Source organism: Streptomyces sp. DvalAA-14 (assembly GCF_900091855.1).
GTDB lineage: Bacteria > Actinomycetota > Actinomycetes > Streptomycetales > Streptomycetaceae > Actinacidiphila.
This window is the reverse complement of sequence record NZ_FMCH01000422.1, coordinates 1-15772: the sequence shown is the minus strand read 5'-3', so window position 1 is coordinate 15772 and position 15772 is coordinate 1. Positions and strand designations below refer to the sequence as shown.

Sequence of the window (15772 nt, the reverse complement as noted above, 5' to 3'; positions counted from 1 at the left end):
GGCCGGTGGGAAATCAGCCGCCGCCTCAATCCTTGGCCAGGGAACCGCTTTCCGTCCGGCTGCGTCCTTGATACGAGATGCGGTGCCTCTTCCCGGGTGCACGCATGGCGCGACGGAGGCCGAGGACTCGTTCGGCGGCCGGCCGGGTCCGATGTGCGGTTTACACCGGCCCACCGGGGCAGACGAGTCCTTGGTCACCGGACTGCCGAACGAGGTCGGCGAGGCGTGTGGGGTTGCCGAGCCGGTGGTGGTACCCGGGGAAGCTCAGGTGAAAGGAGTAAGCCATGTCCTGCCCTAACGTGGACTGCCGCCGTGGCGGCTGCACCAGCGACCCGAAGCCGACTCAGGCCGGCGGCACCGCCGGCAAGTAAGAAGCCGGACGATGAGAACAACACCGTGCGCCGGCGGCCAACGGGGGCCAGAACTTCCAGCCGGCGCACACCCTCCACTCCGCCGGGCCGTCTGCCCGGTAACTAGCGGCTCTCCGCTTCGAGTTCCGCCGAGACCGGACGGGGCAGCAGCTGATCGGTCCGCAGCAGCTGACCTGGCAGGGCCAGTTGGGCCCGCAGCGTGTACATCCCCGGGTCGTCCAGTGCGCCGATGACGGTCTGGCCGTCGGTGCAGCGCACCGCCCGCAGTTCCGCCGGGTCGATGTCCTCGCTCTCCAGCAGGTCCGCGCTGTGGCTGGTCGCGATCACCTGGCGCCGCAGGCTCGCGTCACGCAGCGCCGCCAGCAGCGGGCCCGAGGCCGTCGGGTGCAGCGCGGTCTCCGGCTCCTCGATGGCCACCGTGCTGTACCGGTCGCCGGGCGCCGAGAACAGCCCGACCAGCACCCCGAGCGCCCGCAGCGTCCCGTCGGACACCGACTGCGCGGTGAACCGCCAGGGATTCTTCGCGCCCGGCACGTCCTGGGTGAACTCCACCGTCTCCCGGCCGCCCTGCGTCCGGCGCGCGGCGCCGCGCACCCCGGGCACCATCTGCCGCAGATAGCTCTCCACGCGGATCTTGTCCTCCCGGCCGGCCGCGCTGCGGCCCATCCGGTGCAGCACCCCCGCGATGTTCGCTCCGTCCCGCTGAAGCGAACGCCCGGCGTCGGGCGCGGCGGGCCGGCGCATCGCCTGCGGGTCGAGGTTCAGCACGCCGATGCCGGCCAGCCCCTCGTACACCGGGCGGAAAGCCTTCAGCTTCGCCGCGTCGGCCAGCAGCAGCCGGCGGGGATCGGCGGCCGGCAGGCCGCGCTCGGTGGCGGAGGTCAGCTGTCCGTCGTCCACCCGGAAACCGGCGGCCGTCCCGGGCTCCTTGCCGGCGCTCTTGCCCGTTCCGCCGAACCGTATCCCGCACTCCTCGCGCACCACCCGGAAGCCGCCGCCGCGCGCACCCGCCACCTGGAATCCGTACGCGCCCTCGAAACCGGGGCCGCGGAACTCCAGCTCGACACCGAACCGGCTGGGATGCCCGGTGGATTTCCGCCGTACCTCCGCAAGGCCGCCGCGTGCGTCGAGCGCGTCCGCCAGGGATGTGCGCAGGGACTCCGAGACCAGGCGCAGCGCGTCGAGGAAGTTGCTCTTGCCGGCTCCGTTCGGCCCGACGAGGAATACCAGGCCGCTCAGCTCCACGTCGGCGGCGGCGATGCTGCGGTACTGCCTGAGTCGCACCCGCGTGAGGGAGAAGTAGTCGTCGTGCATGGACCCAGTCTGTCAGCAGCCCGGACCGCGATCCGCCCACGACGCAGAAACGGGCGGAGCCGGTCGGCCACGGCCGTGCGGGTGCCGTCGCGACCGCTGCGCGCCGGACCGGTGCACCCGCCTGCCCGCGGGCGCCCGGCCGCCGGGGGTGACCGGCCGGCTAGTTGCCGGACAGCGAGTTGACCAGGCTCGTGGCCAGGGCCAGCTCGGTGCTCCCGGCCTTCAGCTCGCTCGCCGACTTGGAGACGAGACCCGAGTCGTGGTCCGTCGTGCCGTCATTGCAGTCCGCCGCCGCCTGGCCGAGCTGGCCCAGCGCCTTCGACCAGTGGGACTCGGTCTGCGGCTCGGAGATCGAGGGGTAGACCTGAGCCGCCTGAACATCGGTCAGCAGCGTTCCGCAGTCGTTCTGCATACTGGTCATGTCGCCGGCCGAGCGGTCGTCCTGGATGCTCGTGACATCGCGGGCGACCGTGGTCAGATGACCTTCACCCCCCTTCACGTACCAGTCGCGCACCGTCGACGCCGCGTCCGGCGCGACGCCGGAGCCCGGCTGGGCGCTGCGGGTGCCGGCCGCGGCCGGGGTGTGGCCGTGGCCGATGTTCGTCGTGACCAGGATGATGCCCAGAACCGCCGCGAACGAGAGGGTGCACACCAGCACGGGCACGAGCCGCGACTTCTTTTTTCTTTCGGTTTCCGGCGCCCATGGCGCGCCGATTTCTTCGAGGTTCCGCACAAGGCCCCCAAGGCTTCGTTCTACTCGGAGACCGGGAGCATCCCAGCAAGTCGCCCCAGTCGGTCGAGTAGTTGCCACTTTGTGACAAAAAGATGTCGAGTACCGCTGTCCGGGTGGAACCGGACGGGCACCTGGGGTGATGAACGTGCCGAATGCGGCAAACGGTCATAGTCGTGCGTACCACCACCGATCAGGCAGGAGCGTACCCATGGGTGTTCGAGTCGCAGTGATCTACTACAGCGCCACCGGCAGCGTCCACGCCCTGGCGCAAGCCGTGGCCCAGGGCGCGGAGAGCCGCGGCGCCGAGGTACGACTGCGCCGGGTGAAGGAACTCGCGCCGGACACCGCCATCGACGCCAACCCCGCCTGGCGCGCCCACGTCGACGCCACCAAGGACCGGGTCGCGGAGGCGACCATGGAGGATCTCGAGTGGGCCACGGCCTACGCCTTCGGTTCCCCGACCCGCTTCGGCAACTCCGCCGCCCAGCTGAAGCAGTTCATCGACCAGACCGGTGTCCAGTGGCAGGCGGGGGTCTTCCACGCCAAGCCCGCCACCAGCTTCACCTCGTCGCAGAACCGCCACGGCGGCCAGGAGTCGACCATCTTGTCGATGAACAACGTCTTCTACCACTGGGGCTGCGTGATCGTGCCGCCCGGCTACACCGACCCGCTGCTGTTCGCCGCCGGCGGCAACCCGTACGGCACCAGCTGGCCCAGCGGCGGTCCCGGCCAGCTCCCGAACCAGGCCGCTCTCGACGCCGCCAACTACCAGGGACGGCACCTGACCGACATCGCCGGCCGCCTCGCGGGCTGACCGCCGCCGGCGCCGGCGAGCCGGGCGCCCATCCGGGCCGGGCGCCCCGGCCGGGCGGTGCGCCGCACCCCGTACGAGGACGTCCAGCCCGTCGTACGGGTGAAGGCGGCCCGGTCAACCCGGGCCGGTGCCCGGTCCGGGCCGGGCGGCTGGAATGCTGGGTCTGCCACGTCCCCGACTCGTCCGCGGCTCCGCCCGCGCCCACGAGTCATCGCCCTCTACGCCGCGGGAGGCCGGCCCTGCTGGTTCTCTGTGTGTTCTTCGCGTTCTTGGGCGCCGCCAGCAACGCGACGGGCACGGTCCTGCAACGCAAGGCCGCGTTGACCGTGCCGCCCGAGGACGCCCTGCGACCGCGGCTGATGGTGGACATGGTCCATCAGCCGGTGTGGCTGCTGGGTATCTGCGGCGTGATCGGCGCCGCCCTGTTCCAGGCGCTGGCCCTGGTCACCGGGCCGCTCGCGCTGGCCCAGCCGGTGTTCATCCTGGAACTGCCCCTGGCGCTGCTGATCAGCCTGCCGGTGCTGCAGCGCAGCCTGCCGCGCTCCGGCTGGATCGCGGTCGGCTTCATGGTGACCGGCCTGGCCATCGGCCTGGCCTTCGCCGCGCCGACCGGGGGCAACGCGCAGGCGTCGCTTGCCCGGTGGATCCCGGCCCTGGCCGTGTGCGCCGGGGTGCTGCTGTTCTCGGTGTCGGCAGCCCGGCACCGCCCGTCCGGCCCGGCCCGCGCCGCCCTGCTGGCGACCGGCGCAGCGGTGGGGAACGCCCTGACCGCCGCCCTGCTGAAGTCGGCCGCCGACACCTTCTCCTCGCACGGCTTCAGCGCGTTCCTGACCTCCTGGCAGACCTACGGCTTCGCGGTCTTCGGGATCCTCGCCGTCTTCCTGCTGGAGAACTCCCTGCAGGCCGGCCCCATCGCCGCCTCCCAGCCGGCCCTCACCCTCGGCGACGCGGTGGTCAGCCTGGTGCTGGGCATCACCGTCTACTCCGAGCACGTACGCACCGGCTGGTGGCTGCTGCCGGAGGTGGGCGCCATCGCCCTCATCGTCACCGGCACCATCCACCTGTCCCGGGCCGTCCCGCTGACCCGGGAACTCGCGCACTGACCGGGGCGGACGCCCGGCCGGCCACCGCGGCGGCGGCCGGCCGGGGTCCGGCCGGCCGTCACACCGGGTAGGTACGTCCCGCGAACCGCCGCTCGAAGCCGTCGCCGACATCGGCGGTCACCGTGTAGTCGTAGTTCCCGTCGGACGCGGGCCCGAGCACGACCGTACGGGTGCCGCCGGCCGGCACCGGCACCGCCGACCCGCCGGTGCCGGTGTAGGCGTTGGGCCCCACCGTGAACGTCGCCGCCACCGGACCGGAGTTGGTCAGCGTGACCGTGAGCGCCAGCGGCGCGGCCGGCGCGATCGACAGCGCCGCCTCCGGGTGCGCCTTCGAGGTGCTGGACCAGGTGCGGACATCGCCCTTGAAGCCGCGCAGATAGCCGTCCGGACCGTGCAGGTCGATGTCGTAGAGGCCGCCGCCGTAGGTCTGGGCGCTGAAGTAGTCGGAGATCGATCCCCCGGATGGCAGGGTGTAGCGCCAGTTGTCGTAGCCCCGGTAGTTGACGGTGTACGCCGTGAAGCCGCCGCCCAGGGTCCCGGTCGCCACCGTCTTGAACCAGATCCGCCCGGTCGAGGTGTCCGTCCACGACGTCGTGTCGAAGCCGTAGCCGAGCGGCCGCGCCGGCCGGGTGCCCGACTCCTGGACCGGGGCGACCGGGGTGGCCGGCGGCGCGGCGTCCGGCAGCGAGTTCTCGGCGTCGCACGCCGCCACCAGCGCCGCGGTGTCCGGCAGTGACGGGAAGGCGGTGTTCTTGGTGCCGAAGTCGAACGCGGACATCATGTCGCCGCACACCGTGCGCCGCCACGCCGAGATGTTGGTCTCCTTGACGCCCGTCCAGTTCTCCAGGAACCGCAGCGGCGAGGTGTGGTCGGCGACCTGGGAGTTGACATAGCCGCCGCGGCTCCACGGCGAGATGACGATCATCGGCACCCGCGGCCCGAGACCGATCGGCGCCCCCGAGACGAACTCGTCCGCCGGCCCGCCCCGCGCCCATGTCGCGGCTGCCGCCCGGCGCCCCCACCTGCTCGGCTTCCGCGACGCGGAAGGTCCGCGCGGGAGGCCCGCGTGGGAGCCCCGCGCGAGTGAACCGGGCGTGAACCGCCCCCGCCGCCGGGGCCCCGGAGACGGGGGCGGCGGGGAGCGGGGATAGGGTCACCGTGTGCTTCGCGTCCTGCTCACCCGCCGCTGGGTACTCCTGACCCTGGGATTCCTCGCGCTGATGCTGGTCATGTACAGGCTGGGTCTGTGGCAGTTCCACCGATACCAGCAGACCAACCGCAGCAACCACCGGATCTCGTTGGCCGTCCACGCGAAACCGGTCCCTATCGGGACGCTCTCGCGGCCCGGCGCCACCGTCCCCGGCGACGAGCGGTACCGGCCGGTCACGGCGACCGGGCACTACGACGCCGCCCACCAGTTCGTGGTCAGACGCCGGACCAACGCCGACAGCGCCATCGGCTTCTTCCTGATCACCCCGCTGATCACCACCGACGGCGACGCGGTGCTGGTGAACCGGGGCTGGGTCGCACCGAACGACGCCGACGGGGCGGCCTTCCCGGCCCTGCCGAGAACACCGTCGGGCACGGTGACCCTGACCGGCCGGCTGCAGCCCGACGAGACCTCCGCGATCAGCGGTATCCACGAGGAATCCGGACTGCCGCCCCGCCAGTTCATGCTGATCAGCAGCCGGGAACAGGCCAAGACGCTGCCCGAGCCGGTGGTGGGCGGCTACCTGGAACTGGTCGGCTCCAGCCCCGCCCTGACCCGGGCGGACTCGGCCGAGCTCGTCGCCGCGCCCGGCAGCGGCAGCCAGTCCAGCAACGACGCCGCCATCGTCGGCCAGGGTGTGCACCTGCCGTACGCGATCCAGTGGTGGCTGTTCGTGCTGATGGTCCCCGTCGGCTGGTGGATCCTGCTGCGGCAGGAGCTCAAGGACCAGAAGAAGGACCGGGAGCCCGACCCGGAGCAGGATCCGGAGGACGCCGCCGCCCCGCCGGCCGGACCGCCCGACCCGCCGGACGAACGCGCGCCGGCGGATGCGGCCGGCGCGGCGGATACGGTCGATCCCGGGCAAGCGGCCGGTCCCGGCGAACTCGCCGCGGACGAGCAGCCCGCGGGCAGCGGCGCGCAGCGCGCTTCCTCCTGATCCGGGCGGGCCTTGCCGGCGCGCCCCGGTCGGAGCCTCGGGCGGCGGCCACGCCGTCGCGGCGCGGGGGAGTGCGGCGTGGCAGGCTGGGTGCCATGTGCGGCCGATATGTCTCCACCCGCAGCCCGGCGGATCTGGCCGGCCTGTTCCAGGTCACCGGCGGCCCGCCGGAACAGCTGATCGCGCCGAGCTGGAACGTCGCCCCGACCGACGAGGCCTGGGCGGTCCTCGAACGCGCCGAGCACGGCTCCTCAGAGCCGGTACGGCAACTGCGGCCGTTGCGCTGGGGCCTGGTGCCGTCCTGGGCGAAGAGCCCGGACGGGGGCGCGAGGCTGATCAACGCCCGGGTGGAGACGGTCGCCGAGAAGCCGGCCTTCCGCAGCGCGTTCGCCCGGCGCCGCTGCCTGCTGCCGGCCGACGGCTTCTACGAGTGGCAGCCCGTCCCCGCGGCGGGCCGGGCCAAGGCCCGCAAGCAGCCCTATTTCATCAGCCCGGAAGGCGGCGGGGTGATGGCGCTGGCAGGGCTGTACGAGTTCTGGCGCGACCGTTCGGCGGCCGAGGACGACGACACGGCGCCGTGGTGGACCACCTTCACCGTCATCACCACCGATGCCACCGATGCCGCGGGCCGGATCCACCCCCGGATGCCGCTGGCCGTCGCCCCGGCCGACTACGACGCCTGGCTCGACCCCGCCCACCGGGATCCGCAGGACGTACGCGCCCTCCTGACCGCCCCGGCCGACGGTCACCTGGATGCCCGCGCGGTCTCCCCCCTGGTCAACAGCGTGCGCAACAACGGCCCCGAACTGCTCTCGGACGCGCCCGGGACTCCCGGCGGCTCCGGCGCGGACCCCGGCGCGGGAATCGGCGCGGACACCGACGCGGACGCGGGCGCCGACGAAGGCCCCGACGGCGGCGCCTGACCGGAGCAGGCTGCCGCCACGGCCCGAGCTACCGATATGACCGATTTACGTCACTCTGTCGGGTTATTATTACCGGCCGGTCGGGGTGGTGCCGTGTGTTGCGGGACGGGTGGGTTCACCGTCATTGCAGGCAGGCATGTCGCCGCCGACACGGGTCTCATGCCTCCGGGAAGGAGGTGCGCCATGATGTGGGACGGATTGTGGCGAACGGTCCAGCGGGCCATCGAGGATCGCCAGCAGACCGTACGGCTGATCGCGATCCTGGTCACGATCGGAACCTTTGCCGCTGTGTGCGGATGGTCGTGGCGGGCCTGACAGGGTGCGGGTGATCCAGAAAGGAGTGTTCCCGGAAACCGGCGCGGGCGCCAGCACCTCGCGGACGTGTTGCCCGAGGGTGTCGGCGCTCCGCCCCTCTGTGCCGCCTTCGGTCTCCAGCCCGTCCGGTCGGGGCGCCTTGCAGCCGCCGTCCCCGGGCACGCGTCCGGAGCCGGGTTGCTTTCAGCCGAACGGCCCTGTTGGCTCGCTGCACGCGGTTCGGCGGATCCGGCCGAGGCGGCCGGACGGACCGGCGGGGCGGACCGGCAGGGCGTGACTGGACGTGACCGACAGGGAGGTGGGGGCCGTGGTGGCCGGAATCCCGAGGGGCCGGACGCCGGAGGGCGTCGCCGGGCTCCCGGGTGAGCTGCCGCTGCGGGTGGCGGATCCGGACAGCCCCCTCAACCGGCTGATGGCGCGGACCGCGTGGTCCGAGACCTCGCTCGGCCCGGTCGAGCAGTGGTGCCCCGAACTGCGGACGGCGGCGGGGGTCTGCCTGAACTCCCCCTTCCCGATGCTGGTCATGTGGGGCCCGGAACTGGCGATGATCTACAACGACGCCTTCGTCCCGATCCTCGGCGCCAAACACCCCGCGCTGGGCCGCCCCTGCGCTCGCGTCTGGTCCGACGCCTGGCCGGTGGTGGGCGAGTGGATCGGCGGAGTGATGGAGCACGGCGCCGCGACCTACCGCGAGGATCTGCCGCTGATCGTGCGGCGGCACGGCTTCGACGAGACCGTCTACTTCACCTTCGCCTACAGCGCGATCCCGGTGGCGGCAGGCGGTGTGGGCGGCGTGCTCACCGTGGTCACCGAGACCACCGGCCAGGTGCTGGGCACCCGGCGGCTGCGCGCCCTGCGGGAACTGGGCGAGGCCCGTTCCACCCGGATCGCCGACGCGCGCCAGGCGTGCGGGGCGGCGATGCGCGTCCTGGACGAGCACCGCGAGGACATCCCCTTCGGCTTCGTGCACCTGCTGGCCGACGAGGGCGGCCTGGGCGACCCCGTGGCCTCCTTCGGCCTGGCCGGGCCGGCCGGCGCCGTCCCGCACCCGCTGCTCGCGCCGCCGGACGGGCCGTCCGGGCCGGACGGCGACAGCGACCACGACTGGATAGAGCGGGCCGTGACCGGCCGGGTGGCGCAGACGCGTACCGGGCTGGCCCGGCAGCTCGCCGGCCGGCTGCTGCCCGGCGCGCACCCCGCCGGTGAGGCGCCGGTGGACACCGCGGTGGCCCTGCCGCTGGCCGGCGCCGGCGAGGAGCGCCCGCGCGGGGTGGTGGTGTTCGGCGTCAGCCCCTACCTGCCGCTGGACGAGCCCTACCGGGGTTTTCTGAATCTCGCCGCCGACCACCTCGCGGCGGCGGTCACCGACGCCGAGGCGCTGGGTGACCAGTTGCGCCGCGCCGAACAGTTGGCCGCGCTGGACCACGCCAAGACGAGGTTCTTCACCGGCGTCAGCCATGAGCTGCGCACCCCGCTGACCTTGATCTCCGGACCGGCCCAGGACGGCCTCGCCGACCGGCGGGAGCCGCTGCCGCCCGGCCAGCGCGCCCGGATGGAGATCATCCACCGCAACGCGGGCCGGCTGCGGCGGCTGGTGGACACGCTGCTCGACTTCAGCCGTATCGAGGACGGCCAGCTGCGCTCCGACCCCGTCGGGGTGGAACTGGGCGGCCTGACCCGCGGCATCGCGGAATCCTTCGCGCCCGCCGTGCGGCGGGCCGGCCTGGGATTCACCATCGACTGCCCAGCGATCGCGCGGCCGGTGCTGGCCGATCCGGAGCTGTGGGAGCGGATCGTACTCAATCTGCTCTCCAACGCGGTGAAATTCACCCGCGAAGGCGAGATCGGGATCGTCCTGCGCGTCGCGGCCGGCACCGTCGAACTGCGGGTGAGCGACACCGGCGTCGGCATACCCCCCGATGAACTGCCGCACGTCTTCGAGCGCTTCCACCAGGTGCGCGGAGCCGACGGGCGATCGCACGAGGGCTCCGGCATCGGACTGGCACTGGTCCGGGAGCTGGCCGCCCTGCATGACGGCGAAGCGGAAGCGGCCAGCCGGCTCGGCCGGGGTACGACTCTCACCGTCCGGATTCCGGCCCGTTTCACGGCGACCGCGGACCGGCGGAGCGCCGGCAGCGGCGCCGGCCGGGTCGCCGAGGACTACCTGGCCGAAGCCCTCCAGTGGAGCGCCCCGGTCGGCGGCGGCGACCCCGGTCCGGCCCCGGCGCCGCCACCGTTCGCGGTCTCCGGCACCGTCCTGGTCGCCGAGGACAACGCCGACCTGCGGACCTACCTGACCGGCCTGCTCGAACCCGGGTACACCGTCGCGGTGGCCGCCGACGGGCAGGACGCCCTCGATCAGGCGCGCCGCCTGCGACCGGACCTGATCCTCACCGACGTCATGATGCCCGGCCTGGACGGCTTCGCGCTGCTCCGCGCGCTGCGCGCCGATCCGGCCACCGCCCGCATCCCCGTCGTGTTCCTGTCCGCCCGCGCCGGCGAGGAGGCGGCCGTCGAGGGCCTGGCGGCGGGCGCCGACGACTACCTGGCCAAGCCGTTCTCGTCGGCCGACCTGCTGGCGCGGGTCCGCTCCAACCTGGACCTGGCCCGGCTGCGCAACCACGAGTCGGCCTGGCGCACCGCCCTGGTCAACGCCATGCAGGACGGCTTCTTCGTGGCCGGCCCCGATCTCGCGGTCATCGAGATCAACGACGGCTTCGCCCAACTGCTCGGCTACCGGGCGCCCCAGCTGCCCTGGCCCGTTCCGCATCCCTGGTGGCCCACCGCCGAGCAGGACCCGGAAGGCTTCGCCCTGGTCACCGACGCCCTCACCGTGGTGCGGGCCCGGGGCAGCGGACGTTTCGTGCTGCCCCTGTGGCACCGCGACGGCCGCCGGCTGTGGGTCGACGTGGCGCTGGACTCCCTCTACGACCGGGACGGCGAACGGCAGCTCCTGGTCGGCACCCTGCGAGACATCACCGCCCAGCACCTGACCGCCGAGCGCGACGCCGCCGTCGCGCGCCTGGCGGGGCTGCTGGCCGGTGTCGACGACAGCGCCCAGGTCCTGAAGGTCGCGCTGGCCGAACTGCGCGACTGCTGGCGGGCCCGGCGGGTCTCCCTGCTGCGCTGGAACGGCTCCGGCGACCTCGCAGCCGTCGCGACCACCGGCCCCGGCGCCCTGTCCGGCCCCGGCCTGCCGCCGCCGCGCGCCGCGGAGTACGCCCGCTCCGGACGCCTCTTCATCGCCCGTGACGACGGCGCCGCGGCGGACACCGCGGACCTGTCCGCACCGGTGACATCCGTCGGTGCCCCGGTCTTCGACGGCGTCGACCAGGCCCTGGTCTGGCTGGAGTTCGACCCCGCCCGCCCGTTCTCCGTCGCCGACCGCACCTTGCTGGTCCAGCTCACCGGCCACATGCAGCGGGCGCTGAGCCGCGCCCGCGCCTACGACGAACAGCGCCAGGTCGCCGTCGCCCTTCAGCGGGCCATCCTGGGCCCCACCGTCCTGCCCGCCGCCTTCGCCGTCCGCTACGAACCCGCCAGCTCGACCCTGGAGGTGGGCGGCGACTGGTACGACGTGGTGGAACTGCCCGACGGCCGGTACGGAGTCGTCGTCGGGGACGTGGTCGGCCGCGGCCTGGTCGCCGCCGCCGTCATGGGCCAACTGCGCAGCGCCGCCCGGGCGCTGCTGCTGGAGAACAACGGCCCCGGCCGCGTACTGGACGCACTGGACCGCTTCGGCCGCCTGCTCGACGGGGCATTTTGCACCACGGTGTTCTGCGCCGTCATCGATCCGTCGGCCGCGACCGTGCAGTACAGCAGCGCCGGGCACCTGCCCGCGCTGCTCGCCGGGCCCGACGGCGCCGTACGCCATCTCGACCGGGCCCGGTCGGTGCCGCTCGCCGTCCGCAGCCGCAGTGCCCGCCCCGAGACGATCACCGACCTGCCGCCGGGCTCGGTCCTGCTGCTGTACACCGACGGACTGGTCGAACGCCGCCGTGAGGTCATCGACGCCGGCATCGCGCGGGCCGCCGCCGCGCTGGCCGGCAGCCCGGGCCGCCCGCCGGCCGCCGTCGTGGAGCACATCTGCGCAACCCTGCTCGGCGCCGAGCACCACGAGGACGACGTGGCCCTCCTCGTCTACCGCCAGCCCTGACCGGCTCCGGCTGCCGTGGGCGCGGGGGCGGCCGGGCGTCGGCGGCCGGCCGCTCAGGTGCGGACGCTGTCCCCGATCCGGACCAGGCCGGGCCGGATCACCTGCGCGTAGACGCCCGCGCACGGCTCCGGGTCCCGGCCCGGCAGGGCGGGGACGCGATTGTGCCGGGCAGGCACGCGCAGGGCCGCGGTGTCCCGCGGCAGCTCGCCGTGCGCGAGCGTCGGTACCGCGCAGCGCGGCGTCGACGCCACCACGCGCAGCGTGAGCCGGTCACCGATCCGCAGGTGCCGTCCGACCCACTCCTGATCGGCGAAGCCCACGCCCGGCCGGTCGATCACCAGGTTCGGGCGGTAGCGCTCCGCCTCGACGACACCGCGCGGACTCAGGGCCGCCACCATGTCCAGCGTCGACGTGCTGATCAGATGGACCGGCGCGAAATCGAAGAACGTACCTACCGGGGACGCCGATCCGAACCGCACGACATCCGCCTCCACTTCGGCGTCCCAGCCGTCGCGCAGCACCTGCTCGGGCCGGGAGCGGTCCAACGCGGCCCGGGCCGGCGGCGTACCGGTCAAGGTGATCGAGCGGCCCACCACCGCCGACAGCGCCTGGTCGATACCCGCGTCGGTGCTCCACCAGGTCTTGCCGTCCGGTCCGGTGATTCGTACCGCCTCGTCGGCGAGCTCCGCCGCGCAGGACAGCAGCGACTGCCACAGCCGGGGATTCTTGGCACTGGCGACCTTGCCTGTCTCCCGGTCGACCACCGCCAGACCCCGGTCGCCCGCCAGCCCGCGATCGGTCACCTCGGCCGACGAGATCCGCTCCCCGAGCATCGACTTGACCGGATAGCGCCACACCGCCCCGACCGTCCCCAGCACGTCCCCCCACCCCACCCACGATCAAAGGTCCACCCCGCGCCGCCTGTCCGGCGGGCCCGGCGGGCTCAGCGGCCGAAGTCGCTCTCGTCGCGCAGGCGGGCTGCCTGCTGGCGCAGGGAGGCCACGGTGGCCGCGCTCTCCGCCCGGAGCCTGGCCGCCTGCCGGCGCAGCGCTTCCAGGGACGCGGCGGTTTCCGCCTCCATGCGATCGGCGAGGGCCTCCAGCACTTCCGGCACAGGCGTGGTGACGATCTTGGACCCATCGAGCCGCATACCGTGCTCCCCCCGTCGGACACATTCCGGTAGCAGCGTACCGGGATCTCCGCCGGACGCGCCCCGCTGTCGTGGTCGGGCAGCCGCACCCGGCTCAGCGCTGGCCGGCCGGTCTGCCGGGCAGTGCGGTGCGGCTGATCACCGAGCCGCGAACGGGTCCGGCGATCGACACGGTGCCCGGGCCCGGTTGCGGCCGATCCGCCGGACCAGGGACCCGCCCAGTGACTTCCCCTGGGTCCGGGGGCCGGCCGACCGGCCAGAGTGATCGGCGTACCCGGGCTGAAAGAAAGCGAATCCTCATGTCCCTCCTGCTGCGCATCCACCTTGTCCGCGGCCTCGCCGCGATCGCCTGGGCGGTCGTCTTCTCCACCGTGCACGACGCGCTGTCCGGGGCGTCGGTCGTCCTGCTCATCGCCTATCCACTGATCGACGTGGTGGCCTCACTGCTCGATGCCCGCGCGGACCCCGGCACCCGGGCCCGGACGCTGCAACTGTTCGGCACCGCGCTCAGCGCGGCGGCGGCCGTCGCCCTCGGCGTCTGCGCGGTGCGCGGCCCGGCCGCGGTGCTGTTCACCTTCGGGGTCTGGGCGATCGTCTCCGGCGCCGCCCAGTTCACCGTCGCGGTGCGGCGGCGCGGCGGCGAGCTGGGCCGGCAGTGGCCGATGCTGATCGCCGGCGCGCTGTCGGTGATCGCGGGTGCCACGTACCTCGTCGCGGCGCTGGGCCGGCACCCGGACCTCGATGCCCTGACCACCTACACGGCGGCGGGCGGCACGTTCTTCGTCCTGCAGGCCGCGACCTTCGCCTGGCGGCAGCGCCGCACCCGCGGCCTCCCGGCCTGAGCGACCCGCGCCGCCACCCGCGCCGCCACCCGCGCCGAGCCCCGGCGGGCACCCGGGCCCGTCGGCGACCCACCCTGCCAGAAACCTTTGAGGAACAATGAAACCACCGCTCCTGGCCCTGCTCTCGGCACTGGCGCTCTCCGTGCTGGTGCCCCTGTCGGCGAACGCCGTCAGCCCCTCCTCGCCGCTGTCCGCGCACCCGGCCTCGCACCCGACTGCCCACGGATGCGCCGAAGTCACCGTTGCCGCGCCGGCCGGCGCCGCGATCGAATCGGTGACGGCCGCCCACCAGCCCGGCGGCACCGTGACCTTCCCCGCCGTACCGCCCCTGCCCGCTCCGCCTCCCGCGGAAGGGGTCCCGGCCTTCTGCGACATCACCGTCACCGTGACCCACCCGGGCGCCCACGACCACGAGCACCTGAGGATCTGGCTGCCGGACACCGGCTGGACGGGCCGCTTCCAGGCGGTCGGCGGCAGCGCCTACGCGGCCGGCGACTTCGGCGCCGGACTGGCGGCGGCGATCAAGGGCGGATACGCCGCCGCGACCACCGACGCCGGCGTCACCCCGGCCTACCTGGACGTCGGCGCGTGGGCGCTGACGCCGGGCGGATCGGTGAACAAGCCGCTGGTCGAGGACTTCGCCTCCCGGGCCCAGCACGATCTGGCGGTCGTCGGCAAGGAGGTGACCGCCGAGGTCTACGGCCGCTCGGTCGACCACTCCTACTTCAACGGCTGCTCGACCGGCGGCCGGGAGGGCTACATGGAGGCGCAGCGGTACGCCGGCGACTACGACGGCATCCTGGCCGACGCCCCCGGCACGAACTGGGACGAGTTCGAGGTGGCGACGCTGTGGCCGCAGGTGGTGATGAACCAGGAGCACACCTTCCCCACCTCCTGCGAGTTCAGCGCGTTCACCGACGCCGCGGTGAAGGCCTGCGACAAACTCGACGGGGCCCCCGACGGCTTGATCGCCGAGCCGCAGAACTGCGGCTTCGACCCCCGCCGCCTCGTCGGCACGACCATCCTGTGCGACGGCAAACCAGTGCGGATCTCGGCGGCCGACGCCACGGTCGTGCGGAAGATCTGGGACGGACCCACGAGCCCGTCCGGCAAGAAGCTGTGGTCCGGAATCCCGATCGGAGCGAGCTTCGACGGACTGGCCGGCACCCAGCAGAACCCGGCCGGCACCCGGTCCGGAGCGCCCTTCCCCGTACCGGCCATCTGGGTTTCGACGTTTGTGGAGCACCAGCCCGCTCTCGACACCGCCACCATCACCTACCGTGAGTTCGCAGAGATCTTCCGTCAGTCGCAGGAGCAGTACGACGGCGTCATCGGCACCGACGACCCGGACCTGTCCGCCTTCCGCAAGGCCGGCGGCAAGCTGCTCACCTACCACGGGGACGCCGACCAGTACATCCCCACACAGGGGACCGTCGACTACCGCCAGCAGGTCGACCGCCTGATGGGCGGGACGAAGAAGGTCGACGACTTCTACCGGCTCTTCCTGGCGCCAGGAGTCGGCCACTGCGGCGAAAGCGGTACCGGTCCGGTGCCGACCGACCCGTTGAGCGCCTTGACGAACTGGGTGGAGCACGGCAAGGCGCCGGCGACCCTGCCCGCCGCCACCACCGATGCCGCCGGCCGGACGATCAGCCGCGACCTCTGCCGCTACCCGCTGATCTCCCGGTACGACGGGCACGGTGACCCGGCGGTGGCCGCCAGTTACCGCTGCGCCACCGCCTGACGCTCACCCGGCGCAGCGCCCGATGCCTCGGGACCGTGCCGGACAGCGGGGGACAGGACGGAGTGGCGGCCGCGCGTTCCTGGCCGGCCGCCACCCCGTCGGCGCGGTCGGCGCCGGAAAGCTCGGCGCGGCGGGGCACGCCGTGGCGGTCGTCGGCCGC

General features: G+C 73.4%; 13 protein-coding genes and 1 pseudogene. 8 read left to right on the top strand and 6 right to left on the bottom strand.

The genetic code is table 11. From position 1 onward, the window contains the following. Positions 1 to 473: 473 nt before the first annotated feature. Both GA0115240_RS22555 and GA0115240_RS22550 read right to left on the bottom strand, forming a co-directional pair. On the bottom strand, positions 474 to 1685 hold the full coding sequence (locus GA0115240_RS22555; protein ID WP_093739033.1) for an AAA family ATPase: 1212 nt from the start codon (positions 1683 to 1685) through the stop codon (positions 474 to 476). Positions 1686 to 1845: 160 nt separating this feature from the next. After that, complete coding sequence (locus tag GA0115240_RS22550) at positions 1846 to 2349, bottom strand: hypothetical protein (RefSeq protein WP_093739031.1); 504 nt, start codon at positions 2347 to 2349, stop codon at positions 1846 to 1848. A gap of 277 nt (positions 2350 to 2626) precedes the next feature. Here GA0115240_RS22550 and wrbA point away from each other — a divergent pair, with 277 nt between their 5' ends. Together wrbA and GA0115240_RS22540 are read left to right on the top strand one after the other, a co-directional pair. After that, the gene (gene wrbA / locus GA0115240_RS22545) at positions 2627 to 3232 is read left to right on the top strand and encodes an NAD(P)H:quinone oxidoreductase (RefSeq protein ID WP_093739029.1); all 606 of its coding nucleotides are present in this window, start codon (positions 2627 to 2629) and stop codon (positions 3230 to 3232) included. Positions 3233 to 3471: 239 nt separating this feature from the next. After that, positions 3472 to 4335, top strand: a complete 864-nt coding sequence (locus tag GA0115240_RS22540; protein ID WP_093739035.1) for a DMT family transporter — start codon at positions 3472 to 3474, stop codon at positions 4333 to 4335. 58 nt (positions 4336 to 4393) lie between these two features. Here GA0115240_RS22540 and GA0115240_RS22535 read toward each other — a convergent pair whose 3' ends face one another. Together GA0115240_RS22535 and GA0115240_RS38500 are read right to left on the bottom strand one after the other, a co-directional pair. Next, positions 4394 to 5113 carry a phospholipase domain-containing protein gene (locus GA0115240_RS22535; protein ID WP_256069936.1) on the bottom strand — a complete coding sequence of 240 codons (720 nt, stop codon included), beginning with the start codon at positions 5111 to 5113 and terminating at the stop codon, positions 4394 to 4396. 60 nt (positions 5114 to 5173) lie between these two features. Further along, positions 5174 to 5290 (bottom strand): annotated as a pseudogene (locus GA0115240_RS38500) (alkaline phosphatase family protein); the annotation flags it as partial. Between the two features lie 205 nt (positions 5291 to 5495). On the opposite strand from GA0115240_RS38500, the gene GA0115240_RS22530 reads away from it, so the two are divergent. The 4 genes from GA0115240_RS22530 (at position 5496) to GA0115240_RS22520 (ending at position 11876) form a co-directional block, all read left to right on the top strand. Further along, positions 5496 to 6482 carry an SURF1 family cytochrome oxidase biogenesis protein gene (locus GA0115240_RS22530; RefSeq protein WP_093739025.1) on the top strand — a complete coding sequence of 329 codons (987 nt, stop codon included), beginning with the start codon at positions 5496 to 5498 and terminating at the stop codon, positions 6480 to 6482. Positions 6483 to 6577: 95 nt separating this feature from the next. Further along, positions 6578 to 7405: an SOS response-associated peptidase gene (locus GA0115240_RS22525; RefSeq protein WP_093739023.1), complete on the top strand. Its 828-nt coding sequence runs from the start codon at positions 6578 to 6580 to the stop codon at positions 7403 to 7405. A gap of 183 nt (positions 7406 to 7588) precedes the next feature. After that, positions 7589 to 7720: a hypothetical protein gene (locus GA0115240_RS38495; RefSeq protein ID WP_256069935.1), complete on the top strand. Its 132-nt coding sequence runs from the start codon at positions 7589 to 7591 to the stop codon at positions 7718 to 7720. 283 nt (positions 7721 to 8003) lie between these two features. Further along, a complete protein-coding gene (locus GA0115240_RS22520; RefSeq protein WP_093739021.1) occupies positions 8004 to 11876 on the top strand; it encodes a SpoIIE family protein phosphatase in 3873 nt (1290 codons plus the stop codon). A 53-nt stretch (positions 11877 to 11929) separates the two neighbouring features. On the opposite strand, the gene GA0115240_RS22515 is transcribed toward GA0115240_RS22520, so the two are convergent. Both GA0115240_RS22515 and GA0115240_RS22510 read right to left on the bottom strand, forming a co-directional pair. Continuing rightward, positions 11930 to 12754 (bottom strand): MOSC domain-containing protein, encoded by an 825-nt coding sequence (locus tag GA0115240_RS22515; RefSeq protein ID WP_093739019.1) that lies wholly within the window; start codon positions 12752 to 12754, stop codon positions 11930 to 11932. A 65-nt stretch (positions 12755 to 12819) separates the two neighbouring features. Beyond that, positions 12820 to 13026, bottom strand: a complete 207-nt coding sequence (locus tag GA0115240_RS22510; RefSeq protein WP_093739017.1) for a hypothetical protein — start codon at positions 13024 to 13026, stop codon at positions 12820 to 12822. Between the two features lie 299 nt (positions 13027 to 13325). On the opposite strand from GA0115240_RS22510, the gene GA0115240_RS22505 reads away from it, so the two are divergent. Both GA0115240_RS22505 and GA0115240_RS22500 read left to right on the top strand, forming a co-directional pair. Beyond that, entirely contained in the window at positions 13326 to 13868 is a 543-nt protein-coding gene (locus GA0115240_RS22505) for a DUF308 domain-containing protein (protein ID WP_093739015.1), read from the top strand. Between the two features lie 97 nt (positions 13869 to 13965). Beyond that, positions 13966 to 15612, top strand: coding sequence for a tannase/feruloyl esterase family alpha/beta hydrolase (locus GA0115240_RS22500; RefSeq protein ID WP_093739013.1), 1647 nt, complete (start codon positions 13966 to 13968; stop codon positions 15610 to 15612). The last annotated feature ends 160 nt before the right edge of the window (positions 15613 to 15772 follow it).